Annotated in this window: 19 protein-coding genes; 4 read left to right on the forward strand and 15 right to left on the reverse strand. The window is 51.9% G+C overall.

What is annotated here, in order from left to right; translation table 11 throughout:
- Positions 1-23 precede the first annotated feature (23 nt).
- On the forward strand, positions 24-1,364 hold the full coding sequence (locus tag GQY55_RS19605; RefSeq protein ID WP_160043569.1) for a sugar phosphate nucleotidyltransferase: 1,341 nt from the start codon (positions 24-26) through the stop codon (positions 1,362-1,364).
- A gap of 316 nt (positions 1,365-1,680) precedes the next feature.
- On the opposite strand, the gene GQY55_RS19610 is transcribed toward GQY55_RS19605, so the two are convergent.
- The 7 genes from GQY55_RS19610 to GQY55_RS19640 all read right to left on the reverse strand — a co-directional run bounded on the left by GQY55_RS19610 (position 1,681) and on the right by GQY55_RS19640 (position 10,157).
- The gene (locus GQY55_RS19610) at positions 1,681-3,150 is read right to left on the reverse strand and encodes an ABC transporter substrate-binding protein (protein WP_160043570.1); all 1,470 of its coding nucleotides are present in this window, start codon (positions 3,148-3,150) and stop codon (positions 1,681-1,683) included.
- 72 nt (positions 3,151-3,222) lie between these two features.
- Positions 3,223-4,119, reverse strand: a complete 897-nt coding sequence (locus GQY55_RS19615) for a carbohydrate ABC transporter permease (protein ID WP_160043571.1) — start codon at positions 4,117-4,119, stop codon at positions 3,223-3,225.
- Entirely contained in the window at positions 4,119-4,922 is an 804-nt protein-coding gene (locus GQY55_RS19620; protein ID WP_236575728.1) for an ABC transporter permease, read from the reverse strand. The genes GQY55_RS19615 and GQY55_RS19620 overlap by 1 nt, the downstream gene beginning before the upstream one ends.
- A gap of 191 nt (positions 4,923-5,113) precedes the next feature.
- Positions 5,114-6,379, reverse strand: a complete 1,266-nt coding sequence (locus GQY55_RS19625) for a Gfo/Idh/MocA family protein (protein ID WP_373309262.1) — start codon at positions 6,377-6,379, stop codon at positions 5,114-5,116.
- Between the two features lie 40 nt (positions 6,380-6,419).
- Positions 6,420-7,511 carry a DUF4832 domain-containing protein gene (locus GQY55_RS19630; protein ID WP_160043574.1) on the reverse strand — a complete coding sequence of 364 codons (1,092 nt, stop codon included), beginning with the start codon at positions 7,509-7,511 and terminating at the stop codon, positions 6,420-6,422.
- Positions 7,508-8,815, reverse strand: a complete 1,308-nt coding sequence (locus tag GQY55_RS19635; protein ID WP_160043575.1) for an acyltransferase domain-containing protein — start codon at positions 8,813-8,815, stop codon at positions 7,508-7,510. Before GQY55_RS19635 ends, GQY55_RS19630 begins: the two co-directional genes overlap by 4 nt.
- Positions 8,793-10,157, reverse strand: a complete 1,365-nt coding sequence (locus GQY55_RS19640) for a DUF4832 domain-containing protein (RefSeq protein ID WP_160043576.1) — start codon at positions 10,155-10,157, stop codon at positions 8,793-8,795. Before GQY55_RS19640 ends, GQY55_RS19635 begins: the two co-directional genes overlap by 23 nt.
- A 428-nt stretch (positions 10,158-10,585) precedes the next feature.
- Between GQY55_RS19640 and GQY55_RS19645 the strand changes: the two genes are divergently transcribed.
- Positions 10,586-11,608, forward strand: coding sequence for a LacI family DNA-binding transcriptional regulator (locus GQY55_RS19645; protein ID WP_160043577.1), 1,023 nt, complete (start codon positions 10,586-10,588; stop codon positions 11,606-11,608).
- 272 nt (positions 11,609-11,880) lie between these two features.
- Positions 11,881-13,779: a DUF4832 domain-containing protein gene (locus GQY55_RS19650; RefSeq protein WP_236575729.1), complete on the forward strand. Its 1,899-nt coding sequence runs from the start codon at positions 11,881-11,883 to the stop codon at positions 13,777-13,779.
- Positions 13,780-13,825: 46 nt separating this feature from the next.
- Here GQY55_RS19650 and GQY55_RS19655 read toward each other — a convergent pair whose 3' ends face one another.
- The 5 genes from GQY55_RS19655 to GQY55_RS19675 all read right to left on the reverse strand — a co-directional run bounded on the left by GQY55_RS19655 (position 13,826) and on the right by GQY55_RS19675 (position 19,792).
- A complete protein-coding gene (locus tag GQY55_RS19655) occupies positions 13,826-14,659 on the reverse strand; it encodes a MurR/RpiR family transcriptional regulator (RefSeq protein ID WP_160043579.1) in 834 nt (277 codons plus the stop codon).
- 65 nt (positions 14,660-14,724) lie between these two features.
- Complete coding sequence (locus GQY55_RS19660; RefSeq protein WP_160043580.1) at positions 14,725-15,489, reverse strand: PHP-associated domain-containing protein; 765 nt, start codon at positions 15,487-15,489, stop codon at positions 14,725-14,727.
- Positions 15,486-16,628 carry an ABC transporter ATP-binding protein gene (locus GQY55_RS19665; RefSeq protein WP_160043581.1) on the reverse strand — a complete coding sequence of 381 codons (1,143 nt, stop codon included), beginning with the start codon at positions 16,626-16,628 and terminating at the stop codon, positions 15,486-15,488. Before GQY55_RS19665 ends, GQY55_RS19660 begins: the two co-directional genes overlap by 4 nt.
- A complete protein-coding gene (locus GQY55_RS19670) occupies positions 16,629-18,455 on the reverse strand; it encodes an ABC transporter permease (protein ID WP_160043582.1) in 1,827 nt (608 codons plus the stop codon).
- A 35-nt stretch (positions 18,456-18,490) separates the two neighbouring features.
- Positions 18,491-19,792: an ABC transporter substrate-binding protein gene (locus GQY55_RS19675; RefSeq protein WP_160043583.1), complete on the reverse strand. Its 1,302-nt coding sequence runs from the start codon at positions 19,790-19,792 to the stop codon at positions 18,491-18,493.
- A gap of 326 nt (positions 19,793-20,118) precedes the next feature.
- Here GQY55_RS19675 and GQY55_RS19680 point away from each other — a divergent pair, with 326 nt between their 5' ends.
- On the forward strand, positions 20,119-20,682 hold the full coding sequence (locus GQY55_RS19680; RefSeq protein WP_160043584.1) for a GNAT family N-acetyltransferase: 564 nt from the start codon (positions 20,119-20,121) through the stop codon (positions 20,680-20,682).
- Between the two features lie 85 nt (positions 20,683-20,767).
- Here the strand turns inward: GQY55_RS19680 and GQY55_RS19685 are convergent, their stop codons facing one another.
- The 3 genes from GQY55_RS19685 to GQY55_RS19695 form a co-directional block, all read right to left on the reverse strand.
- Positions 20,768-21,565, reverse strand: coding sequence for a histidinol-phosphatase (locus tag GQY55_RS19685; protein WP_160043585.1), 798 nt, complete (start codon positions 21,563-21,565; stop codon positions 20,768-20,770).
- A gap of 261 nt (positions 21,566-21,826) precedes the next feature.
- Positions 21,827-23,005 (reverse strand): MFS transporter, encoded by a 1,179-nt coding sequence (locus GQY55_RS19690; protein ID WP_160043586.1) that lies wholly within the window; start codon positions 23,003-23,005, stop codon positions 21,827-21,829.
- 102 nt (positions 23,006-23,107) lie between these two features.
- The gene (locus GQY55_RS19695; RefSeq protein WP_160043587.1) at positions 23,108-24,181 is read right to left on the reverse strand and encodes an LLM class flavin-dependent oxidoreductase; all 1,074 of its coding nucleotides are present in this window, start codon (positions 24,179-24,181) and stop codon (positions 23,108-23,110) included.
- Positions 24,182-24,269 lie beyond the last annotated feature (88 nt).

The raw sequence follows: 24,269 nt of genomic DNA on the forward strand, positions 1-24,269 counted from the left end.
TTCCCCAAGAAGGAGGAATCAGCTTGCGTATTGTACTATTATGCGGAGGATCCGGAAAAAGGTTATGGCCTTTATCCAACGAGATTCGCTCCAAGGTGTTTCTTAGGCTTTTGAAATCCGAAGCCGGGGTCAGAGAATCGATGATCGAACGGATATGCCGGCAATTGGATGAGGCGGGGTTGCTTGAATCCACGTGTATCGTCACCCACCACAGTCAAGTGGAAATTACGCGCAACTACGTTGGCGAGCATATTCCGATTCTGGCTGAACCTTATAAAAGAGGAACTTTCACTGCCATCGCTTATGCCGTAAGTTATCTTCGCGAGAAGCTGCAAGCAGATCCGAATGAGACGGTTTGTGTTCTTCCGGTAGACACTTTTGCAGATACCGCGTTTTTCCGGCTGCTTCTTCGCTTTCCCGATGTTCTTTTGCATTCTAAAGCAAATCTCGCTCTCCTCGGAACAACACCTACCCACCCTTCCGATCAGCTAGGTTATATCGTTCCGGTTCTGCCCAAGGGGAATGACGGATATTCTTTCATTCACCAATTCATAGAAAAACCAGATATGCAAACCGCCTCTCGCTTAATCGAGCATCACGCGATGTGGAACTGCGGCGTATTTGCATTCCCCTTGAAGTTCATGCTCGCATATTTAAAGGACAAGGGGCATCCGACCCAAGTTGAGCATTGGCTGGCTCATTACGAACATCTGGCAAATACCAGTTTCGACCGGGAAGTCGTGGAGCACACCCTGCCTGCCGTTGTCATGGGATATGACGGCTATTGGAATGATCTGGGGAGTTGGACGGCGCTAAGCAGTCATTTCGAAGATAAAGCGATCGGATCCGGGGGGATTTCGGACGACTCCTCGAATACCCATCTCATTAACGAACTTCCTTATCCCATCGAAATTATCGGCGTCTCTGATCTCATCGTTGCGGCAAGCTCTGACGGCATCCTGATCGCTAATAAGGATAAAGCCAATCAGATTAAGGAAAAGCTCGAGCACGTGCCGCAGGTTCCCATGTATGAAGAAAAAAGATGGGGCTCCTGTCGGGTTCTGAATCATGGGACAGATGAAACGGGAAATGAAGCCATGATCAAACAGGTAAAACTCATCCAAGGAAAATATACGAGCTATCATCGGCATCGCAAACGGCAAGAAATCGTGGTAATTGTAACGGGCAGCGCGGAGATTCTAATGGAAGGCAGAATTTATAAGGTGCAGGCGGGCGATGTTTTACAGATCCCGGCCGGCTTCAAGCATGGGATCAAGGCGGTGACAGATCTTGAGCTGATGGAGGTTCTGTTGGGCAAGAATCTCGCTCAGGAGGATGTTATTCGTGTTGCGATGGAGTGGTAGGAAGGAGTTGCGGCAATCCATGATGTTCTCTCGAACCGCCTTGGCGTGGCGAGAGGAGTACTTTTTGCGTTGAGAGACGCTACGGATACGAATCATTCCTCCCATCGCTCTTGCTCTCCAATTTCCTGAATGGTTTTCGTTAGTGGAAGAAATTGGATCACAAAGGCGAACGCTTCCGCTTGTTCGGAAACGCTTCGTCCCCTCCGCTGCTTCGTGCATATGCATCCAAAAAACAGAACAACAAGAAACCGCTCTTTGTTAGCCGCCCCTAAGATCTTTAGGGACGGCCTCTTTTTTTGATCACTATAGCAGACTCTTACTTTTTACTGGCCAGGTACTCGTCCAACTGACGCTGCACCTCGGCTACATATTCATCGATGCCTGCCTTCTTCAGCTTCTGAATGGCCTTAGGATACCCCGTTTCAAAGTCCACAAAACCGGAACGGATGGCAGCCAAGTCCTTGCCCGTAACCTCTTTCAGGGCCGTTTCGATCGATTTGACTTTCTCGTTATTGAATCGGAAGCCGAGTGAAGCGGATCGGATCGCCTGGTCGTCCCAGCTCTTATATTTATCGATGGACTCTTGCGATACATCCGGCCCGAACATTTGGTAATTTTGGTTTCTGAACATCCATTCATAGAAAAATTCGTTAGGAGTCAGTTTATTGATTCTTCCATCCACAATTTCGTAGTCTTTGCCTTCGACGCCGTAGAGAGCAAACAAATAATTTTCCTTGGATTTATAAATCCAGTTAATGAACTTCATAGCACCTTCAGGATTCGGAGCGTTTATTGGTATGCCCAGAACCTCTCCGCCCGTGGCCGTAATATAACGCGGTTTATCCTCCGCTAAGAGGTACGTTTTAACTTTGGCATTTGGTGCATTGGCTTTGATGGCATTAATGATTTCCATTTCCTTGCCCACGGAACCTTCAACCCATAAATACAAACCTGTTTGCATGCGGGAGTCTCTTTCATTGTATTTAATGGTCAGATCCTCCGTGTATAACCCTGCTTTATACATTTCACGGTTAAACTTCGCTACTTTCTGGAAAGCCTCCGATTCATAATAACTATACGCTTTTTTGGTGTCTTCCCCGAATACGACCAAATCCTCGGAGGCGATCCAGTTATATTGTTCGTCGCCAAAATACCTTGTTAGCGGTTTAAAAATAATGTCGGCAGGCCCTTTCATTTCAGGGAACTTGGCTTTCGCTTTTGTTGCAAATTCTTTCAGATCATCGGCGGTTTTGATGTCGGTCATCCCCACGGCTTCGAGGATGTCCTGACGAACGGCGACCAGCTGATACATGGCGGAGGAAGGCGCGTACGCCGATGGAATGCCATAAACCTTGCCGTCAATCGTTGCGCCTTGAAGCTGTTCCTTCGGCAACACTTTTAACATATCCTGGCCATATTTCGCGATTAAATCATCCAATGCCATCGCTTGCTTCTTGTTCACGATCGTCGAAAGATCCGGGAGACCGTCCCAATAAAGATCGATCGGTTCGTTGGCGGCCAGCATAATATCTTTTTGCTCCCAATATTGGGCCCACGGCACAAATACGACTTCTACCTTCAAATTCAGATCGGCAGCCATCTTTTCGGCAAATTCATTTTTCAGAAATTCGCTCATCCGATCCGTTTCCTCACCAGGGTACAAAATCCGGATGGTTTCGAGCGCGGCTTTCTCTGTTCCTTCTTTTTTGTCGCTGCCGCATCCTGCCATCACCGAAACGGACGCAATCAATAAAACCAAAAAGATAAGCATTTTCCTTGCTTTCATGAATGATGACCCTCCCTAATAAAATGGTTAATCTATGTTAAAAGCCTGGATCGGCCAGTAACCATACCCCGTTTATTCCTTGACCGCGCCGGTCATGATCCCGTGCACGAAGTATTTTTGAATGTAAGGGAAAAGGAAAATGATCGGTCCGATCGTAATGACCGTAATCGCCATCTTCACGGTTTCTGCAGGTAAGGTGATGTTGCCTGAAGCCCCTGATGGAATGCGTCCGGAGCTAATGGCATTGACGTTGGACAAAATGTTGTAGAGATAATATTGCAGCGGAAATAAATCACGATCATTAATAAAGATCAGAGCATTCCACCAATCATTCCAGTACTGCAGCGCATACATCAGACCAACCGTAAGCAGCGCGGTTTTGCTTAGTGGAAGCGCTACCCTTACATAAATCGTAAAATAATTGGCCCCATCGATTTCGGCGGCTTCGTATAAAGAGGGGGAAACGCTTGCAAAATACGTACGGAGCAGGAACATATTCCACACGCTAAATATGGAAGGAAGAATTAAGGCCAAAATACTGTTCTTCAGTCCGTAATAATTGACGCTCACGATGTACCACGGAATTAAGCCGGCGGAAAAGATGATCGTAAAATTGCAGATAAAGGCAAGTACGTTGCGGTATCGCAGCTTTTTGATGGATAGGGAAAATGCGATCATGCTTGTAATGAGCAACGCGCCTACCGTACCCACAACGGTTACGAAAATGGTCACCCCGTAGGATTTTAATATTTTCATGCCGCTGTTCACAAAGATGTATTTATAAGTATCCACGCTGGGACTCAGCGGAAAAATCGAATACCCGTTCCTCGCAATCGCCTGTTCCGAAGAAAAGGAGACGCTTAAGGTTAATAGAAGAGGATACAAGCAAACGAGCGCAAATAAGCCGATGAAAACATATGCCACGCCGATCACCAATCTATCGCCAAGCAATCTATTCTTTCCCATCATTAAAATAGACCCTCTCCGTCATTTATTTTCTTAGCAAATTGGTTTGCCCCCGTAATCAGGATCAATCCCATCACAGACTGAAGCAGCCCGATGGCCGTAGAGTAAGAGAATCCCAGCGTACGCATCGACTGATAAACATACGTATCGATGACCGTGACCTCATCCGCCAAAACCGGGTTGTTGCCGACGATGCCGTAAATCATCCCAAAGTCGCCATAGAAAATCCGTCCGACGCTCAGCAAGCTTAAGACAATCATCGTCGGTTTCAGCATGGGCACGGTCAAATGCAGAATTTGCTGGAATTTGTTGGCGCCGTCGACTTTGGCCGCTTCATATAAGCTCGCGTCAAAGTTCGCCATCGCCGCCATATAAATGATGGAACTATACCCGCTCCATTTCCACACGCTCGACAAGATAATGATCCATTTCCAATATTTCGGTTCCGAATACCAACTGATCGGATCCGCTCCAAAAAACTTCAGGATCTGATTGGCAACCCCCACGTCGGTGGAGAAAATGCCGTACAGGATCGCTCCCACGACAACCCACGAGATGAAATAGGGAAAAAACATCATGCTTTGAGCGATCTTTTTGTACGCTTTATGCCGGATCTCATTGATGAAAATCGCGATGCTGACCGGAATGACAATGCCTAAGATGAGGCTGAAAAAGTTAATATACAGCGTGTTGTAAGTAACCTTCCAGCCCATGCTGTTCGATGAAAAAAAGTACTTAAAATTGTCCAGACCGACAAATTTGCTGCCGAAGATGCCGTCAACGACGTTAAAATCGGTAAATGCCATCCATACGCCTGCAAAAGGAATATAGGAGAACATGATCAGAATAATAAGAGCAGGCACGCACATGAGATACAAGATTCTGTTCTTCTTTATTTCATATAGAAACCCCTTACCCGCTGAATTCATTCCATCACTACCTTTGCATTGTGAATTGAGGATTTTGCAAACATTTGCAAAATCCTGAATTAAAACAATCACGCTGTAACGCTGTGTTCAAGCTGCTCCTTGAGAAGATCAAGATCGATCACGGTACCGTTAACTCTTGCCTCTTCCGCCGCATAGGCCATCAGATGGCTTTCGACGGACATGTCGATCGAGGATCTGCTGTTGAAATCGGCTTTCTCCAAATTTTCCAAAAAGTCGTTCATCAGACCGGTATCGCCGCCGTTATGCCCACCGTTCAAGGCTGCCGGGTGGATAACCGTTTGCTGGCCGGCGTCGGCCATATTGGAGTTAAATCTTGTGACTTCAATGATATTCTTGTAATCATCCCCGCGAATTTCTCCATGCTCGCACATGATTTTGAGCGTGCGGTGCATTTTATTGGTAAACCCGCTTAAATTAAACGTTGCCGTGACCCCGTTTTTAAACTCGATGACGGTCACCTGATGATCGCACACATCGTTGTCCATCCGGTAAACGCAGCGCCCGTACGGACTCGTTTCCAGCGCCTGAAGCAATCCCTCTTCCGTCTGATCCGCCGAAACGACCGTAGCCGGCCATTGCCCCCGTACCGGCAAATAGGCTTTTCTTGCATCGAAACGGCAGTCCGCAGCGACCTTGCAGTCCAGGCATCGTTCGGCGCTGCCGGCCGGCGCGTTTTCCTCTTTAAAATAAGCGAGGCTGCCATAGGAAGAGATTCGTTTCGCCCCGCTGTCCACCAGCCAAGCTAAAATATCCATGTCATGGCAGGACTTCTGCATGATGATCGGACTCGCCAGATCGCTTCTTCTCCAGTTGCCCCTGACAAAGGAGTGGGCCATGTGGAAATTGCCGATGTTCTCGTTATGCTGAATGGTGATGATTTTGCCGAGTTCGCCGCTATCGATGATTTTTTTGATCTCCGCAAAAAAATTCGTGTATCTTAGCACATGGCATACAATCACTTTGCGGCCTTTTTCGTTGGCTTTCCGCTGGATTCTCAAACATTCTTCGGGACTTGGCGAAATGGGTTTTTCGAGCAAAATATCATACCCGATATTAAGCGCTTCCATCGTTTGCGCATAATGGTCTCGATCCATGGAAGAAATAATAACGGCATCGCAAATTTTCCCCAGCCGGTAAAATTCGTCCACGGATGCGAATTGTCTCTCCGGAGGAATCCGAAACTCGTCCGCCGCCGCCTTTCTTCTGCCTTCATCCGGTTCAACGACCGCGACGATCTCCTCGCTTTGGTAAGCATGTCTTGTGTAGATCATGCCTCTTTGTCCTGCGCCGATTAATGCTAGCTTCAAATCCATAACCTCCAGTAAACTTGTATTTGTAAGGAAACCCTCTTGCCTATTCCGCTTCCGGAAGCTTAGGATCTTCCAATGGATAATATCCTTCCGGATCGTACGAATCCCATATATTCATAAGCGGATCTTCATCGGTGATTTCGACTTGGATCGTGCCGGCTTCATAATATCCATCCTGATGCGGGTTTTGTATATTCAGGGGGATGTAAGAACGGTCCTCGAAAAAAAGTCCCAGACTGAGCGTATATTTTCCCGGCGGCATATCCTGCAAGGGGATGATTTCGTTATGCACAAGATCCCCGGTCAACCATGAATGCGTTGCCGCAAACAACGGAAGTTCATAGGAAATCTCCCCCCGCTTTAGCTGCACCCATAATTGAAATTTCCGATATATTCTCGAGATGCCCGTGTTTACGAACCAAAATCGCAGCGGCAAGCTTCCGCGGCTGGATACGGTTTCCGGATAAGTCAACCTTCGTAACGTCAGGTTATATCCGAGCCCCATATCCACGTTCGAGAGGGCCGCATGCCAGCGATACGCCTCGCGCCTGCAATGAGGACCGCAGACCGCATCGGTCACATGGAGGACAACGGGATCACTTTTCCATACCTTCTGCAGACGGTTTCTGGCAAAAGCCTCGCAGCATTCAATCCAATTCTCCTCGCTGCACTTCACCAGCAGGCCGAATCCACGGCTGCGTTCCCTTAAATGTTGAATGAGTCTATCATTCTGCACATCGGCAAGCAGCGTCTGCGTTTCGAACGAATCGACATAGGCGTTCCATTCTTCCTTGCTGCCGGCCAAGGTCGATATCGCAACGGCTGTAAGGCGTCTGTCCGAGTCGATATGACTCCCGACTTTTCGGACGAAAGCCGCAAAACAATCGCCGGCTTCATCCTTAACCCATAAAGGCAAGTCCGGCGTCAGGACAAGAATAGGGTTGTTTGCCGTGCCGAGTGCTTCTTGGATGGCTTCAAGCCTATATTCCCCCCGGGCCGGTTCAAGTTCTTTCCATGAAAAGGAAACATAATCGAACAAGCCGCGGTTTGAAACATCATCCTTTTGGGATAAGGGCTCCGGCCGGATTTTTACGGTTTTGTACCTCTCGTAGTTTTCAAGCGAATATCGGCTCATCCGGTTACCTCCCTTAGATGGCTGTCAACGGTCCTGCGAAATTGCTCCATATCCGCTTCCGTAATATAAGGCATGCTGCCGATCCGTCCGATGTCTTCTTTCAATACGATCATGCTTAACGTGTTAAAACGTGCTCCCGTCTGCATATAGGCTGCAGCCGCTTTTTGCAGCGAGGTTGTAAATCCGCCGGGGCTGCGGACCGGATCGATGTTTCGGTCTCCAAAAACTTCATATCGCAGCATCCCGTCCCCTTCCAAGGTCGGATAATTGTAGAACTGTCGTTGAACGCGCACGATATTGCTTTTTTCGTTGTCCAAAAGAAGCGATAACCGGGTATCATAAAGCCAGCTTGCGCTCCAGAAGCCTTTGATGGGCAGCTCCGGAAAATATTCGCCATAGAACTCCATGGCCATGGACATGGAATTTTTCAGCCGCTCCGGCGTATATCCGGGCCCGGATGGGATATGCAGCGCTAAAAGCATGTCCCCTTCCTGAAGTGCAGGCTCCCAATCCTTCTTCAGGATCGACGTCGTTTCTCTTTCAACGAACCCCATCGGATTGATCCGATGGGCTCTGATCGATTCACCGTTCTCCCGCCATTCCGAAATGAAACATCCATGCGGGTCATATACATCATTCACTCCGTTTCGTTGTCCATCGCTGCGAAATTCTTCACCCGCATGCCGAAGAGCTATCACTTCTTGCGTGTCCACATGGCGGAACATGGTAAAGGGGTCCCCGAACCGGTATGGAATAAAATAAAACCGATCCAACAAAAAGATGGAGCAGGTATAAAAATTCATCGCCCACGGGAAATCGTGAACCTTGGCATCGCCGTGCTGCACCAGTTTTTCCAATTGATGCTTCAAGGGCTGATGGGGAATCCGTTCATAATACGCTTTCGGTACGGAACGTTTCTGGAGCATTTCCATCGAAGGGACGACACAGGCCAACAGCAAAAGAAATGAATATAAATCTCCGTCTTGGTCCATGCATCCCGGAGTCATATTGGTATAGCGGGTCTCGTCGCAGCGATTGCGCGCAGAGCACATCTCTTCCACTAGAAATTTGGTGAAATGAAATAATACGGCATGGTGCTCAATCTCTTCGATTCCGCGAACGAGCCGCTGCCGGGTATGTTCAGGAATTTGATAATGCTCAAAAAGTTCGGACAGAAAATCGCGCGGAATGAGATAAGACTTGTGATCCGGATGATAGCGGTTATATTTGGCTTCCAATCCTTCAGGCAAATAATCAAAATTACAGATGGCTGTACACTCGTTAAAATCTAGCTGCCTCTCCATTCCCTTCTTCCCTCCGTTTAACGATGACCTTACCCATCGGGTAATACCCTTGCGTATATCCCTCGATCGCCAGCCGGACATTTCCGATTTCCTTCACGCCGGTTTCGATGCCGATGTCCAAACGATACTCTCCTTCGGACATTTCTTCCGGCAAAACGAAACATTCTTCCCAGGCGATGTCTTCGTCCGGCAGCCATTCCCTAATATCCTCTCTGCTATGGAGCGCATAGGTTTGATCATGGCCGGTGAGCCTCACCACGAGCGGATAACGATTATAAATCGGAGCCACTCCCACGTTGGCCCACAAAGCACGGATTTCCAGCTCTCCCCCCGCCTTCACGACGGAGTCGTATGTAAATTTCCTTAATTCAAAGCGGTATCCCATCTTATTCAGCCAGGCTTTGACCTTCTCTTTCCAAGGTTCCGGAACCACGGTTCCTTTGTTGTTAAAAGAAGTAATATGCCATTTCAGCGTTTCTTGAATGATATAATCGATATCCCAGCCCTGCAGATACCAGTCATTCATATGCCAGCATGCTTCAAACAAAACCGGAGCCTTCTCCCAAGCATCGCCCATGTTAAAATTCTGGATATTCTGGGGGTAGAAATCGGTCATATGCGACCACGCTTTGCCATGAAACCCTCCCATATCCCCCAAGCAATCGACGCGAAAGCCCACTTTGGCTTTACGGTCCTTGATGATCCGGATCGACATCGAGTCATGCAGCAGCGCCTGAAGTGGCGTGATTTTAAACCCGTCGAAGTAGGCGTCCGTAATTTGCTTAATCGCCTCCGGGTCCAAAAACTCGGTTCCCCCGCCCTCCCCCCAGGCCCCCACAATCGTCAAATCCACCGAACTGATGACCGGGTGCCCGTCAAACCGTGCGGCAAATGCCCTAATAAAATCAGACCAATACGCTGCATACGGCGTTTCTTTCGGGTCTACTCTCCAGAAGGGAAAATCAGGTTCCTCCGGATATTCCGCCCGAAACCATGCCGGTATATCATCCTCTTCGCTTAACGCGTAAGGCGAACAACGAACCACTGCCGTGCAGCCGATCGATTTGGCGTAGTCCAGCTTTTCCTCCAGCACTTCCCAGTCGTACACCCCTTGAGCCGTTTCCACGTCCCGCCAGCGCACGCTGCAGAAATACACTTTGCTGTCAGGATGGTTGCAGGTTTCGCTATCTTCCGTGAACTTATATTTTTCCTGCTCTTCCCCCCGATTGTCGTAAATACGCTCCGGGTCCCCCATTAACCCCGGTGCTGCCGTAAACCCAATGCCCGGGTTGCTTATGAGGTCATCTAAAACAATTGGGTAAACCGTTACGGCTTTGTTCACGTCTTATCAGCCCCCTGCCAAGTACGAATCAGAGATCATATTTTGTTACGTTGTTGTTACGTTATTTTATTGCGTTTACTTTTGTTCTGTTTAGTGATTACATGTTAACCCATCCGAACGTAATACTGCAATATCAATTTTTAAAATTTAATAAATTTTCTAGTGCTAAAGCACGCAATATACATGTTATCATTGATTTTATCCTCGAATAAATATAAACTGAAAGAACGTAACACCATAACGCAACAAACCCGCGCAACAAAAAGCCGACAAGCCCATCATTGTTTACCATGTAACATTTCGATAAACTCTAGATGGTGATCAATGAATCAATTTCATAATGCCATCGTTTGCTTTTTAACCTTATATCGCTTCATTTTTAAATCCATTATGAGATTGAGTAACTTAAAAGGAGATTGTGTATATAGATGAGTACGATTCGGGATGTTGCCAAATTAGCCAATGTATCCACCGCCACCGTATCCAGAGTTTTAAACAATGATACGAAATATAAAATCACGGACGAAACGCGGGAAAGAGTGTGGCAAGCCGTTACGCAGCTTAACTATAAAATCAGCTCAAATCCCAAGCGGAAGGTTTCGGCCAAAGATCATTCCGAACAGATGTCGCATGCCAAAATCGGATGCGTATTAAGCGTGACCAAAGACAAATACAACGATCCTTATTTCATGTCGATCTTATCCGGCGTGGAGGAGCGATTGCTCAGCGCAGGCTATAACCTTGCCTTTATTCGGACCGGCATTGAACTGAACGACAATAAGATTTTATTCAACACCTTCAATGAGCCGATTACCGGTCTGATCCTCATGGAATCCTTAAACAACGAAACCTACGAGTACATCCGCAAGCAGGTGCCGTTTATCGTAGGCATTGATACAGAACGCGAGGATATCGATAATGTGGGTTATGATCATTACCATGTTGCTACGATGGCCGTAAACCACCTTATTGAAAAGGGCCATACCCAAATCGGATATATCGGGGGAGGCGGATTTGGGGGCAATTTGAAAAACAGCCGCCGCTATCGGGGTTATTACGCCACCATGCATGCTGCCGGATTAACCGTAAATCCCGATTGGGTGATGGATTGCATGTGGGATGAAACGGTCTGCATCGAACTAATCAATCGGTTATGTCAAACCAAAAATTACCCGACCGCTTTTTTCGTCGGCAGCGATTTAATGGCCATGGCCGCCCTCAACGGCTTGTACAACAACGGCATCTCCGTTCCAAATGAAGTGGCTGTTATAGGGCTGTCCAACATTGAGGTATCCAAATATTCCAACCCTCCGCTATCTACGATCGATGTGCCAACCAAAGAAATCGGCATGGTCGCCGTCGATAACTTAATAGACAGAATCAACGGAAACCAGCTGCTGCCTAAGAAAGTGATTTTGCCTACCCGTTTGGTATTGCGCAGTTCAACGTAATGGCCGGGCGAACGCAAACCAGACGGCGAAGCGTCCGGCGCATAGTGCTCTTTTTCATGGTGAGCGTCGGACGATATGACTGGAAAGGAGGTGAAAACTTCGCATTCCGTATGTTCTAAGTTTGCAAAAAACTTTTGAACCCGCAGCTTTATGACACCAATCATTCTGTGAGGAGGTTTGTGATGAAAAGACGGGGTATTCGCATGAAATGGACATTCACTGTTTGTACTGTAGCGGCCATGCTCCTTACTCTGTTCCCTTTTCCCCACCTGATGTCGACTGCAAAAGCAGCCGCTTCGATCGTTGTCGATGGGAATCCAAGCGACTGGGAAGGAATACCGGCCATTTCCACCAATTCGGGAACCGCTAAAGTGTTAAAGGCTTCCCACGATGACAAAAATCTTTATTTGCTTGTGCAAGGCTCAGGGCTTAGCACCGCCATGGGGAGCTTCTGGCTGAACACGGACGGGAATGCTTCCACCGGATACCAAGCCTCCGGGTGGGGTGCGACGGGAGTCGAATGGCTCCTCGAAAATAATTCCCTGTACCGCTACTCGGGCACTGGAAGCACTTGGAGCTGGAATTGGTCTTCGTCTCTTCCTTCATCTCAATATGCACGCACCGCATCGGCTGTCGAAGTCGCCATACCTCTCGCTGCGCTTGGGCTTGCAAAAGGCAGCAGCGTGAATATCGGTTATCTGGACAACAATTCCGATGTCAACCGTCTGCCGGCACAGAACCAGTCTTTGCCTGCCTATACGCTTCATGACAAAACTCCCGGAGGCAATCCCATCGAATTCTACCCGACCGAGCTGAATGACCCGCTAAACAATCCGTTTAAGGGCTGGGCTCCTTCAGCAAAATCCACCGGCTACCCTCAGAACCATCGTCTCGTTTATGCCGGCATCACCTGGAAAGAATTTGAGCCAACGAAGGGCAATTACGATTTCAGCGCCATTGAAGCGTCCAATCATTTCAGCTATTGGCAAAGCCGCGGTGTCAAGGTCGTGCTGCGCTTTATTCTGGACAATCCTTCCGGGGCGGCGCACCGGGATATCCCTGACTGGCTCTATAACGACATGGTGAATTCGGGACAATCTCCAGGCACGGCCTACCAAGATAAAACCGGAGGCATGGGGGCCGGCAACAATACGGGCTTCTCCCCTAATTACAGTTCCGAATATTTGATCGCCAGACACAAACTTGCGATCGAGGCGATTGCCAAGCATTACAACTCCCCCGACAGCCCGATCGCTTTTGTACAAATCGGTTCGCTGGGCCATTGGGCCGAATTTCATACTTGGCCTTACGTTGGTCCGAATGGGGAAAGCAACTATACGGGCGCGTTCCCTAAAAACGAAATCTCCAACCAATACATCCAGCATTATATTGACGCATTCGCCGATCAGCAGGATCATACGCAGCTCTTGATCAGACGGAGCGTAGAATTGGCCAAGAACAATAACAAAGGTCTGATCATGGGAATGTACAATGACGTATTCGGCGATCAACCAAGCTTCGATTCCGAATGGGGATGGTATACGGGCACCCAAAACGGTTATTGGGATGATATCGGCCAGAAACAGCCAAACCATGCCTACTTTTGGGACATCCGCGTCTCCGGCGGTGAATTTTACGGTGGGGACTATGGTTTGAAGGCTGCGCTTACGACAGGCAGCGGCTTCAATGAAACGCTGCGGCAAACCGAACTCAGCAAGCCCAGCTGGCTTGGACCGAATTCTCCGGCATCCTTGGCGCTGGGCAATCCTTTGCAAGGCAACATGGACACGCTGAAGAAACGAATGGGCTACCACTTTGTCGTGAAGAAGGCGGCATATCCGCAAGAAAATGGCGGAAGCACGCTGGACGTATCCATCACGGTGGAAAATAAAGGCGTCCAACACTTCCCGTTCAACTGGCCGGTCGAAATTCAGCTGCGCAACAGCGGAGGCGCCGTCGTGGCACGTCAAACGACGTCGGCGGACTTAAGAACCTGGAGAACCGGTTTGCATACGGTCACAGGCTCGCTCCCTACAAAGACGCTGCCGAGCGGAACCTATCAGCTGACCGTAGCGATTCTGAATCCGTCCACGAAACAACCGGCGGTCGACTTTGCTAATACGGACCGGCTTTCGGATGGAGCTTACAAGATCGGCACATGGACCAAATAATTCAAAAGCAATAGACTGCCAAAAGCAAAAAAGCTGCCAAGCGGCTCTAAACCCGCTTCGGCAGCACCTTTTCATATTTTTTCCGCAGCTCATGCAGCTCCTCGCTTCCCGCGACCGCCTGCGCTCCCATCTGCTTGCCGACCGCCACGATCAGCGTCTCAAGCAGCGCCACCGGCGCCACCATGGAGTGGAACTCCCACAGCTGGCCGCGCGCGGTGTACAGGGTCACATCCGCCTTCTCCAGCATGGCGCTCACCGCAAGATCGGTGACGAGCAGCGTGCGGCAGCCCTTGTCCCGGGCATAATCGAAAAGCACCGACAGCTCCGGCGACTCGGACACGAAGCCGAAGATAAGAATGACGTCCTGCGGCTGCACATGCACCAGCAGGTTCAGCAGCTCATGCCCGCCCCGGTCGAGCCGTTTGACCCGCATGCCGAACCGCGTCAGCCGGAAATCGGTCAAAGCGGACAGGCTCTCCGCAGAGCCGGGCCCGTAGATATACACGGTCCCCGCTTCGCGCAGCAGCGACGCCGCCCGGTCAAACGCGTCCTGGCTCAGCCGGTCGGCCGTTTGCTGCAAATAATCCGCGCCGACCAGCAGGCTTGCGGCCGCGTCGTTTTCGTTCATTTTGGAAAACGCCGACTGCAGCTTCTGCGACGGGGACAGCAGCATCTCGTCCTTCACCTTCTGCTTGAATTCCTTCAGGTTTCTGCACCCGACCTCGGACCAGAACCGCGACACCGTCGACGTACTGACCCGACAGCAGGCGGCGATATCCTCCTCCACCATAAACGGAATGTCTTCCATGTGCTTGCTGATATAATCCGCGATCCGCTGGTGTCCGCGGGACAGCTTATGGCCTTCCAGCGCCAGATTCATGGGCTTGCCACCTCTCTAAAGCGAATGAACTGATTGACGGCTTTAACGAATGAAGAGAACGATCGTTAAACCGCATCCACCTCGACCTTTTTCTTCAGCAGCTTCTTCACCGCGCCTGCCGCGCGTACCTGCAAATGCAGGCTCGGGGAAATGACCCGCTTGCACGCCCCGGCCCGGATGGCGGACTTCAGCTCGGCGACGGTCTCGTAGTCGCCCGGCAGCTCGTTGTATACGCAGCCGACCTGAAACATCTGGTGGGCGTCGCTCCCCGCCACGACCGGCACGCCCAGCTCCGCGCCGAGCGGCAGCACGAGGGCGATATTTTCCTGAATGCCGATCTCGTGCAGGTCTTTGCCGTTCAGGTCGAAGGCGTCAAACCGGCGCAGCAGCTCGTGGTCCACATGATATAGATGATTGGACTTGCGGAACGGGTGGCCGCCGATCACCATCATGCCGCGCGGTTCGCATAGATCGAACAGCTCCGCCAGTCCGATGAACGAATCCGGCTTCGTATGCGGCTCAAGCAGCGCCCGAACCTCAAGCAGGGCGTCCTTCGGTCCGGAGACAAGGATATGCCCGCCTTCGGCCACGTCCACTTCCATGCCCGTAAAAATTTTAAAGCCGTCGCGATCGTAATAATGGTTGTTGCACGGCAGCGCCTGGTCGAGCGTCCCGTACACCTCGTCGAAGCGGCGCGTATTGAAATGTTCGGTCAGCGTGATCGCCTCCAGCCCCTGTTCGCGGGCTTCGTCCAGCATTTCGTTGAAATGCTTCATGGAGAAATCGGTTTTCTTGGACAGTTTAACATGAAAGTGAAAGTCAATTTTCATCGGTGCATTTCCTCCAATACGGGTGTAATCGTCGTCAGTTTCGTGTCCAGGCGGCTGCCTGTTTCACGGTCGTACAGGTTGATGCGGTCCTCGCGGAAGGTCGCGTACAACACGCGGCCGAGGACGTAATCCGGGTCTCCCATGACCCGGGCGCTCAGCTTCTCCTGGCCGAAGGAAGCTCTCACCAGCGTTTCGCCGCCGGCGGGCAGCACATCTTCCACCTTCACCGGGATCGAGCCGGGAACCCGCGTCTCGTGCAGCGCGATATCCTCCGGCCTTAGGGTCAGAACCACGGCGCGGTCCGCCCCGCCGTCCGGCCCCGCCAGCCGGAAGCTTCCCAGCGGCGTGCCGAGGATGCTTTCGTTTCCGTTCACGCGGCACATGCCCTCCACCCGGTTCAGCGGATGGTCCGAGCTGCCCATGAACTCCGCCACCTGCAGCGTCCGCGGATGGCGGTACAGCTCGCGCGGCGTATCCGCCTGCACCAGCTCGCCGCCAAAGAAGACGGCGACCTTCGTCGACAGCGTGATCGCCTCGTGCTGGTCATGCGTCACGTAGACGATGGTCGTGCCCAGCTCGCGGTGCAGCCGCTTCAATTCGGCGCGCATCTCGGTCCGCAGCTTGGCGTCCAGGTTCGAGAGCGGCTCGTCGAGCAGCAGGATCGACGGGTTCGTCACGATCGCCCGGGCGATCGCCACCCGCTGCTGCTGCCCGCCGGACAGCTCGCCGGGATAGCGGTCCGCCAGCTCGGGGATGCGCATTTTGTCCAAGGCGGCCCTAACGCTCTTCCGGATCTCGGCTTTCGGCTGTTTTCGGACCTGCAGGCCAAACGCGACGTTGTCAAAGACGGTCATATGCGGCCAAAGCGCATAACTCTGAAACACCAGGCTCACGCCCCGCTTCGCCGGATCCAGATGGAACGCCAAGCTCCCGTCGGCCACCTTGTTCCCGGAAATGACGACCGTCCCCCCGTTCAGCTTCTGCAGTCCCGCAATCGTGCGAAGCAGGGTCGTCTTGCCGCAGCCGGACGGGCCGAGCAGCGTCACGAAATCCCCTTCTTCGATGGTCAGGTCGATGCCTTTTAAAATATGCTTCTGCTGCACCTGCACATGAATCTGCCGCAGTTCAATCGCGTTCATTCATTGCCCTCCCAATCCTTTGGTTAAATCGGCCTTCCCGAACTTCACGGCAAGGGCGTAGACCGCCACGACGATCGCGATAATGATCATCAGCACGACGTTTGTCAGCTGGTCGTACCCTTTTTCCACATAATAAAAAGTCAACGTCGTCAGCGTCTCCGTCCGCGGCGTCACGAGCATGATGATCAGCTCCATCTCCTTCATCGCCCCGATGAACACGAGGATGAAGGCCGACAGCAGGCTCTTGCGGCTAAGCGGCAGCAACAGGCGCTTGAAGCGCGTAAACCAGGAGGCGCCGCCAAGCACCGCCGCTTCCTCCAGCTCCGGGCCGATCTGCATCATGGCGGCGCCGCCCGCCTTGACGGTAAAGGGCAGCTCTTTGACCACCGTAATCAAAATAATGATCGTAATGGTGCCGTACAGCGCCGGGATGAACAGGACCGGCTTCGCGAACATCGTAATATAAATCGCGGCAAGCGAAATGCCCGGAATGAAATACGGGAAAAAAGACAGCTGGTCCACCAGCTTGCCCATGGCCGTGTTTTTGCCGCGGGCGACGGCGTAGCCGAACAGCAGCCCGATCACCGCGGCCGCGACCGAGGCGATGCCGGCGATAACCAGTGAATTTTTCAGGGCGAGCAGGAAAATCGGGTTCTGCAGCACCCCCTTCTCCCCGGTGTTGATATCCGGATCCGAACCGCCCGCCCAGTAATGAAGCGTGAAGTTGTCCGGGCTGAGCGAGCCGTTCTTCAGCAGGAACGTCTGCAGCAGCAGCACCAAAAACGGGACGACCGCGATCGCTACCATCCCGGCTACCGTCGCCACCGCCGCCGGACGCCGCCATTTGCCGAGCGGCATATGCGTCACCGCACTGCCTTTGCCCGACACGGTCACATAGCTGCGCCGGCCGCCGATCAGGCGCTGGTTGAAATAAATCGCCAGCATGGTGATCAGCATCAGCGTTAACGACAGCACGTTCGCCTCCGTCGTGAGACGCGACCGCATGCTGGAGTACAACATCGTCGAGATCATGTAAAAATTGACCGGGGTGCCAAGCAGCGCAGGCACGCCGTAGGCGCTGACCGCCTTCGTAAATATTAGAATGAAGCCCGAAAGCACCGACGGCAGCATCAGCGGGAACACGACCCGCCGCAGCACCTGCAGCCGGCTCGCTCCCGCCATTTCGGCCGCTTCCTCCAGCTGGCTGTTCATCGAGCTGAGCGCCGCGCCGACAAGCAGAAAGAAATAGACGCTGTCGTGGATGGACAGGGTCAACACGATCGGCACGAAGCCGTACGACAGCCAGTCCGGCGGCGCCACATGCAGCAGCGACTGCAGAATGCCTGGCGTGCCGCCGATTTTGTCGTTTTTGAAAAAGGTCAGCCACGCTTGGGACAGCATCCACGAAGGCAGCAAATACGGAATGATCGCCAGAAACGTGATCGTCTTTTTCAGCGGAATATCCGTCCGCGTCACGAGCCAGGCAAGCCCGCAGCCGAAAACCATGGACAGCGCCGAAACCGTCACCCCCACCGATAGAGCGTTCAGCACCGGCTTGTAAAAAAGGGACCAGCTCATGTCGCTCGACAGCACGCGGCTCCAGTGGTACAGCGTCAGGTGCCCCGGATCCGCCGCGGGCGTGAGTCGGGCATCCTGGGTTTTCCAAATGAACGTCGAATAGATTAAGTTCAGGACCGGCCAAACGATGGTGTACGCCAGAAACAGAAGGGCCGCCGCCCCAATCAGGTGCAGCGGATTCCGCAGCGCATTGCGGCACCGGTTCAGCCATCTGGCCTGCCATGTATTCAGCACGGATTTATGCAGCATCCCGGTTTTCCTCCCGTCCGTGTCATTCACGTTCGTCATTTCTGCTTGATCCAGAAATCCCGGACCTTCGGCGCCTCGAAATACAGCTTCTCCCCGTCGTAAATCCACAGGTTCAGATCCTCGAAAGCCACGTCGTTTTTGGTCTTCACATCCGAGCGCGGCACCCAGGATCCGATCTCGTTAAACGGCGCCATGCCTTCGCCCTGGCCGTCCTTCTCGCCCATCATCCAGCGGATGAACAGCTTTGCTCCGGCCTGATGCGGCGCTTTGTTCGCGAGGAACAAATACCCGGAATCCGGCACCGACGTCTTCGGTTTCATATCGTAAATCGGAAGGACGTTCCAGCCCTTTTCCTCGACCTTCGACACGTCGCCGGACACCGCCAGCCCGACCGCGTCGCTGTTTGCTTTGCCGATCGCATCCAGCACGTCGTCGCTTCCTTTTAACACGACCAGCCCGTTATCGAACAGCTGCTTGATAAACTCGTAACCCGCGTTTTCCGTCCCGTGCAGCTCGATGTCCTTGCCGAATTTCTCCTTGTATGCCGCCGCCATATCGTCGCTGTGGAGGACCATCGTCGTAAACAAATCCATGAACGCCGGCGAACTGAGCGGATCGGCCGTGTACACCTTGCCCTTAAATTCCGGGGTCGTCAGGTCCCACCAGTTGGTGACCGGAGCCGACTTGTAATGATCGGTATTGTAAAAAAGCGTGCGGAACTCCAGATAATTGGCATACCCTTCAGACTGCGTGCGGTACGGCTCGTCGACCTTCTCCGCCAGATCTTCCGGCAAATACTTGACGTACCGTCCCGGCTTCACCATCTCTTCTTCGACGGCTCCGCTTACTTCCTTCGTGATGATCACGTCCGGGTTGAATTGTCCGGCGTCCTGCTCCTTCGTCACCTTGTCCATCATCTCGTCGGACTTGACCTTGCTCACCTCGACCTTGATGCCGGGATATTGTTTCATGAACGTCTCCGCAGCGTCGTTGGCGCGCCCCGATGTCGAGTAGACGATGACCTTGCCTTCCTTTTTGGCTTGCTCATACAGCGCCGCCGGCGTTTCGCTGCCGGAAGCGGCCGCCGAACCTTGCACCGTCTCGGCCGTCCCGGCCGGCTTGGTTGGCGCATCCGAGCGGCCCGCCGTTCCGCTTTCCCCCTGTCCGCACGCGGTCAGCAGCAGGGCCGTGCCCAAGACGAGCGCCGCCGCTTTGCCCGGCCAGGACCAGGCGATTCGTTTTCCCCTTGGCGCGTATGTATCCCGCTCAATCCCCGTTATTCCTTTGGCGTTCCCCTTCAAGACGGTCCTCTCGTTTACCTTCCCTTTTGTTCTCATGTTCCGTGGCCTCCCCCATCGTTAAACTTCAATTCGCGAAGCGTATGGTCATCCGGATCTTTCGCTTACCTCTTCACTATAGTGAGGGAGTGTCAACGGAATGTTAGGCGTACGTGCAATTTCGGTAAAAAATTATCATGCAATTGTTAAAAGATAAAAAAAATTCATTTTGCACATATTATGATTGCCTGTTTTGTCGGAAAATCCGGCACTGGAATATCGCGCAATGCCCCTGATTTGTTCATCATGTATCCTTCTGTCATAATGATAATCAAACTGTGAAGATTCTATTGCAGACAGATCGTTGCTTACGGAGGTGTATCCTATTGATCACGGGCGAAAAGGTCGAGCTGCGCCCCGTCTCTCTTGACGATTACAGACGGGCATATGCCTGGAGGAACGACGAGGAATCAGCCAAGCTGGAGGCGGGTACGGCCGCATTTATGTTCAGCCATGTCCCTGTAGAATATCTGGAGGATGCTTACAAACAGGAAATCATAGAGCTGGATAAGCGGGAAAAAGGACGATTCTCCATTTACACGCGCGGTGACCAACCTGAGCATATCGGTTTTATTGAGTACCGCGACGTGAACATCGTCTCCCGCAGGTGTACCGTGGGAATCGGCATTGGCAACAAAAATTACTGGGGACAAGGCTGGGGCTCGGACGCCCTGAAAGCACTGATCCGTTATGTGTTCCGGACGATGAACCTGAGACGCGTTCAGCTCGAAACATGGGGCGGCAATGCAAGGGCCATCCGCTCCTATGAAAAATGCGGCTTTGTCATTGAAGGAAGGCTGCGCGAGCATTCCTATATTGATGGACAGTACGTTGACACCATCGTGATGGGTCTGCTGAAGGAGGATTTTCTGAACTTGGATAGAGGATAAAATCATCCGTCCACCAAAAAAGCCGCCGTTCCCGATGGTTGGGATTGGCGGCTTCAAAGCCAATTTCACCTTTTCACCCGTGTAATCACCGGCCGATCGGAACCATCAACCGCTGGCGATTGCGGAATACGGCCCATTCCCGGTAACCGATTTCATACAAATGGCTGGCGACGGCTGCGAAATGCTCGCCTACCCGTTCGGGTTCATGCGCATCAGAGCCGAAAGTCACCTTCACCCCATAATGGAGCGCCCGTTCCAGCAAATCCCCATCCGGCACCCAAAGATCGTCGGACGAATTGATTTCGATCGCGACATCGCTTTCCGCAATCGCCTTGAGCATGACATCGGCGGCTTCCGTGCGAATCTCCGGGTAGCCTTTGAAGTAACGGTTCAAAGAATCCACATGCCCCAAAATGTCATACAAGCCGCATTTCGCCGACTGGGCGACATAAGCATAAAACAAATTTTTCACTTCCAATTTCCCTGCCGCGGTCAAACCTTCCCAATACGCCGAGTCATAAATGCCGATGCCGGCGAACTCATGCACGGAGCCGATAACATAATCAAAAGGATAAGATGTAATCACCGAGCGGTACAAGTCCAGATGCTCCGGCAAAAAATCGGCTTCGATGCCAAGCAGCACCTCAATTTTTCCTCGATATTCTTCCTTTAGCTTTAATACCTCCTCAATATAGACGGGAAACTCCGATTTCGCCATGCTCCCGTCCGGGGAAGAATGGTCTTCGTCAGATGCGAAAAACGGGGTATGGTCCGAGATGCCGATCATATCCAGCCCCTGGCCGATGGCCGCGTCAATGTAGTCTCTCACCGAACCGACCGCGTGTCCGCAGCGCTCATGATGGGTATGAAAATCAAATTTCATCGAATCCCTCCGGTAGTTGATTAATCACTACAAAATTAAAGTTAGCCTTGGCCATCCGTTACTTCCCTTGTTGCCGCAAAAAAACACCTCCAAGGTTGTCTCCATATCCTGCGACATGGTTGTATTTTCTTGAAGGTGTTTTCATTTGTCTCACTCTATGGGGTCAGTCCGTAATTCAAGGTGCTTTTTAATACCGGACGCCATTCGTCCGTAAGCTCATTATACATGAACGAAAGTCATAGGGAATCGTTTTTGTTTTTGTCAGTTCTCCAATGTCTGTTCTTCAAATGCGGACCGGCGGCGCATCGTCAAAGAAAACACGGCCGGTATAATCCCAAGGGCGACCCCTATTCCGCCCAGCCATCCTGCTGCTGTTAAAGAGATGCTGTCCACAATAATGCCCCCGATGACGGCCCCTGCGGCCATGCCCAACTGCACTATGGAGTTGTTCAAGCTTAAGATGATCCCCGAAGCCTGGGGAGCCATGCCGATCAAGTACACTTGTTGAACCGGACCCGTCGACCAGGCAAAGAAGGACCACAGCATCAGCAACGGAAGCACAAGCATGGAGGAATGGGAAAACGCCGTCAGCAAAAATAAGATGCCGGAGTGAAAGAGCAAACCTCCGATCATCGTGCGGGGGATCCCCCATTTGTCTGCGCCGTAGCCGCCAACCTGGGAGCCAAGGAGACTGGCCAGCCCAAATGCAAACAGCCCGATGCTTACCATCCGTTCGCTCATTCCCGTAATAGTCAGAAGAAACGGTGTGATATAGGTATACAGAATCGTATATCCGAAGATCCAGAAAAAGCTGATGGACAGCGCGACGGAGATCCGGGGTGATTTGAATAAGGCAAGCTGTTTCCGAATAGGAACGGGAGCCTCTCCCTCCGATTTGGGAATCGCCAGCAGAAGGACAATCATGGCAATCAAACTGAGCACGCCGACCCCCGTGAAAATGATTTTCCAGTCATACGAGCCCGCAATGAGCCTTCCGAGCGGAACCCCCAGAATGAGCGCGAGATTAAAACCTAAGAGAACGGTGGCGATCGAACCGCCCTGCTTGCCAGGATGCGCAATCTTGGCCGCAACGGTAAGGGCGACAACCATGAAGACCCCGGTGCTGATCGCCAAAATAATTCTTGCCCCCATCAGCATGCCGTAACCGCTCGATGTGATGGTGATCAGGTTCCCTATGAAAAACAAACCCAAAGCCGACAGCATCAGCTTCTTCCGATCCATTCTTGCCGTGAGTGCAATCAGAATCGGAGTGCCGATCGCATAGGCAAGCGAGTAGACCGTAATCAGTTGGCCGGCTGCCGCTACCGACACGCCAACGTCCTTTGCAAGCATATCCAATATGCCGGCAATCACGAATTCAGAGGTTCCGACTAAAAAGCTGGCAATGGCCAATATATAAATTTTCCATTTGTTACCCAAATTGTTTCTCTCCTCTTTTTCATTTTCACAGTTCTAAATCTGTGGAACTCCTAGTTAAAAAAAATGAAGCCCTACCCTCCGGCAACTTCCCACCCGATCAGGTCACTTCGCTCTATCCGTACGGCTTGATGCTTGACGGCCGAGCTCTTTACGGACGATCGGCGCTACCTTGGTGCCAAGCAGCTCGATTGTTCGCAGCAATTCGCGATGAGGCAGCGTGCTGAAATCCACGTACATAAGGAATCGGGTCAGGCCCAGGTTCTTGCGCAGCAGCAAGATTTTCTCCGCCACATATTCAGGGTCCCCGACATAAAGAGCGCCATGAAGGCTGCAGGATGCATCGTATGAGTCGCGTGTATAAGGGGACCAACCGCGTTCACGTCCAATCCGGTTCATTTGGGCGGCCATCACGGGGTAATACCGATCTGTCGCCTCTTGTGTCGTATCGGCTATAAAGCCATGCGAGTGCGTAGCAATCTGCAGCTGGTTTGGATCATGCCCGGCTTTCACGGCCGCTTCTTTATAAAGCTCCACCAAGGGGGCAAATCGCTGCGGCGGTCCGCCAAGGATGGAGAAGATAACCGGAAGTCCCAGCAAGCCTGCCCGAATGGCTGAGTCCGGACTGCCGCCCGTGCCGATCCAGACCGGTAAAGGCTGCTGCACGGCACGAGGATAGACGCCCATATTGTCAATCGCAGGACGATGTCCGCCGCGCCATGTCACCCGCTCCGAAGCGCGGATCTTGAGCAGCAGTTCCAGCTTCTCTTCGAACAATTCCTCGTAATTCTTCAAGTCATAGCCGAACAGCGGAAACGATTCGATGAACGAGCCTCGTCCGGCCATGATCTCAGCCCGCCCGTTCGACAGTCCGTCAAGCGTCGCAAAGTTCTGATATACCCGCACTGGGTCATCCGAAGACAACACCGTCACCGCGCTCGAGAATCGGATGTTCTTCGTTGTCGCCGCAGCGGCAGCCAATATGACGGCTGGCGACGAGCTTGTATAGTCGATACGGTGATGCTCGCCGATGGCAAAAACGTCAAGGCCGACTTGATCTGCCAATTGGATCTCTTCGATTGCTTGACGCAGCCGCTCGGCAGGTGAGACGCCCCCTTCGGGATCTGCATGAAGAAACGTACTGATGCCAATCTCCATCGTTTTTGCTTGGTTGCTCATAAGTATTCTCTCCTTTTTCATAGGGAATAGAGGATGACTCGTACACTCGCCAATTCCTCAGTTCTAGAACTATAGAAATGATATTCAA

Origin of the sequence: Paenibacillus sp. USDA918EY, from assembly GCF_009870825.1 — a bacterium.
GTDB lineage: Bacteria > Bacillota > Bacilli > Paenibacillales > Paenibacillaceae > Paenibacillus_AQ > Paenibacillus_AQ albilobatus.

Excerpts from the sequence above, each read along its gene's own strand:
- GQY55_RS19610 (WP_160043570.1), bottom strand. The coding sequence starts at position 3,150 with ATGAAAGCAAGGAAAATGCTTATCTTTTTGGTTTTATTGATTGCGTCC.
- GQY55_RS19615 (WP_160043571.1), bottom strand. The coding sequence starts at position 4,119 with ATGATGGGAAAGAATAGATTGCTTGGCGATAGATTGGTGATCGGCGTG.
- GQY55_RS19620 (WP_236575728.1), bottom strand. The coding sequence starts at position 4,922 with ATGGCATTTACCGATTTTAACGTCGTTGACGGCATCTTCGGCAGCAAA.
- GQY55_RS19625 (WP_373309262.1), bottom strand. The coding sequence starts at position 6,379 with ATGGATTTGAAGCTAGCATTAATCGGCGCAGGACAAAGAGGCATGATC.
- GQY55_RS19630 (WP_160043574.1), bottom strand. The coding sequence starts at position 7,511 with ATGAGCCGATATTCGCTTGAAAACTACGAGAGGTACAAAACCGTAAAA.
- GQY55_RS19635 (WP_160043575.1), bottom strand. The coding sequence starts at position 8,815 with ATGGAGAGGCAGCTAGATTTTAACGAGTGTACAGCCATCTGTAATTTT.
- GQY55_RS19645 (WP_160043577.1), top strand. The coding sequence starts at position 10,586 with ATGAGTACGATTCGGGATGTTGCCAAATTAGCCAATGTATCCACCGCC.
- GQY55_RS19650 (WP_236575729.1), top strand. The coding sequence starts at position 11,881 with ATGTCGACTGCAAAAGCAGCCGCTTCGATCGTTGTCGATGGGAATCCA.
- GQY55_RS19655 (WP_160043579.1), bottom strand. The coding sequence starts at position 14,659 with ATGAATCTGGCGCTGGAAGGCCATAAGCTGTCCCGCGGACACCAGCGG.
- GQY55_RS19660 (WP_160043580.1), bottom strand. The coding sequence starts at position 15,489 with ATGAAAATTGACTTTCACTTTCATGTTAAACTGTCCAAGAAAACCGAT.
- GQY55_RS19665 (WP_160043581.1), bottom strand. The coding sequence starts at position 16,628 with ATGAACGCGATTGAACTGCGGCAGATTCATGTGCAGGTGCAGCAGAAG.
- GQY55_RS19670 (WP_160043582.1), bottom strand. The coding sequence starts at position 18,455 with ATGCTGCATAAATCCGTGCTGAATACATGGCAGGCCAGATGGCTGAAC.
- GQY55_RS19675 (WP_160043583.1), bottom strand. The coding sequence starts at position 19,792 with ATGAGAACAAAAGGGAAGGTAAACGAGAGGACCGTCTTGAAGGGGAAC.
- GQY55_RS19685 (WP_160043585.1), bottom strand. The coding sequence starts at position 21,565 with ATGAAATTTGATTTTCATACCCATCATGAGCGCTGCGGACACGCGGTC.
- GQY55_RS19695 (WP_160043587.1), bottom strand. The coding sequence starts at position 24,181 with ATGAGCAACCAAGCAAAAACGATGGAGATTGGCATCAGTACGTTTCTT.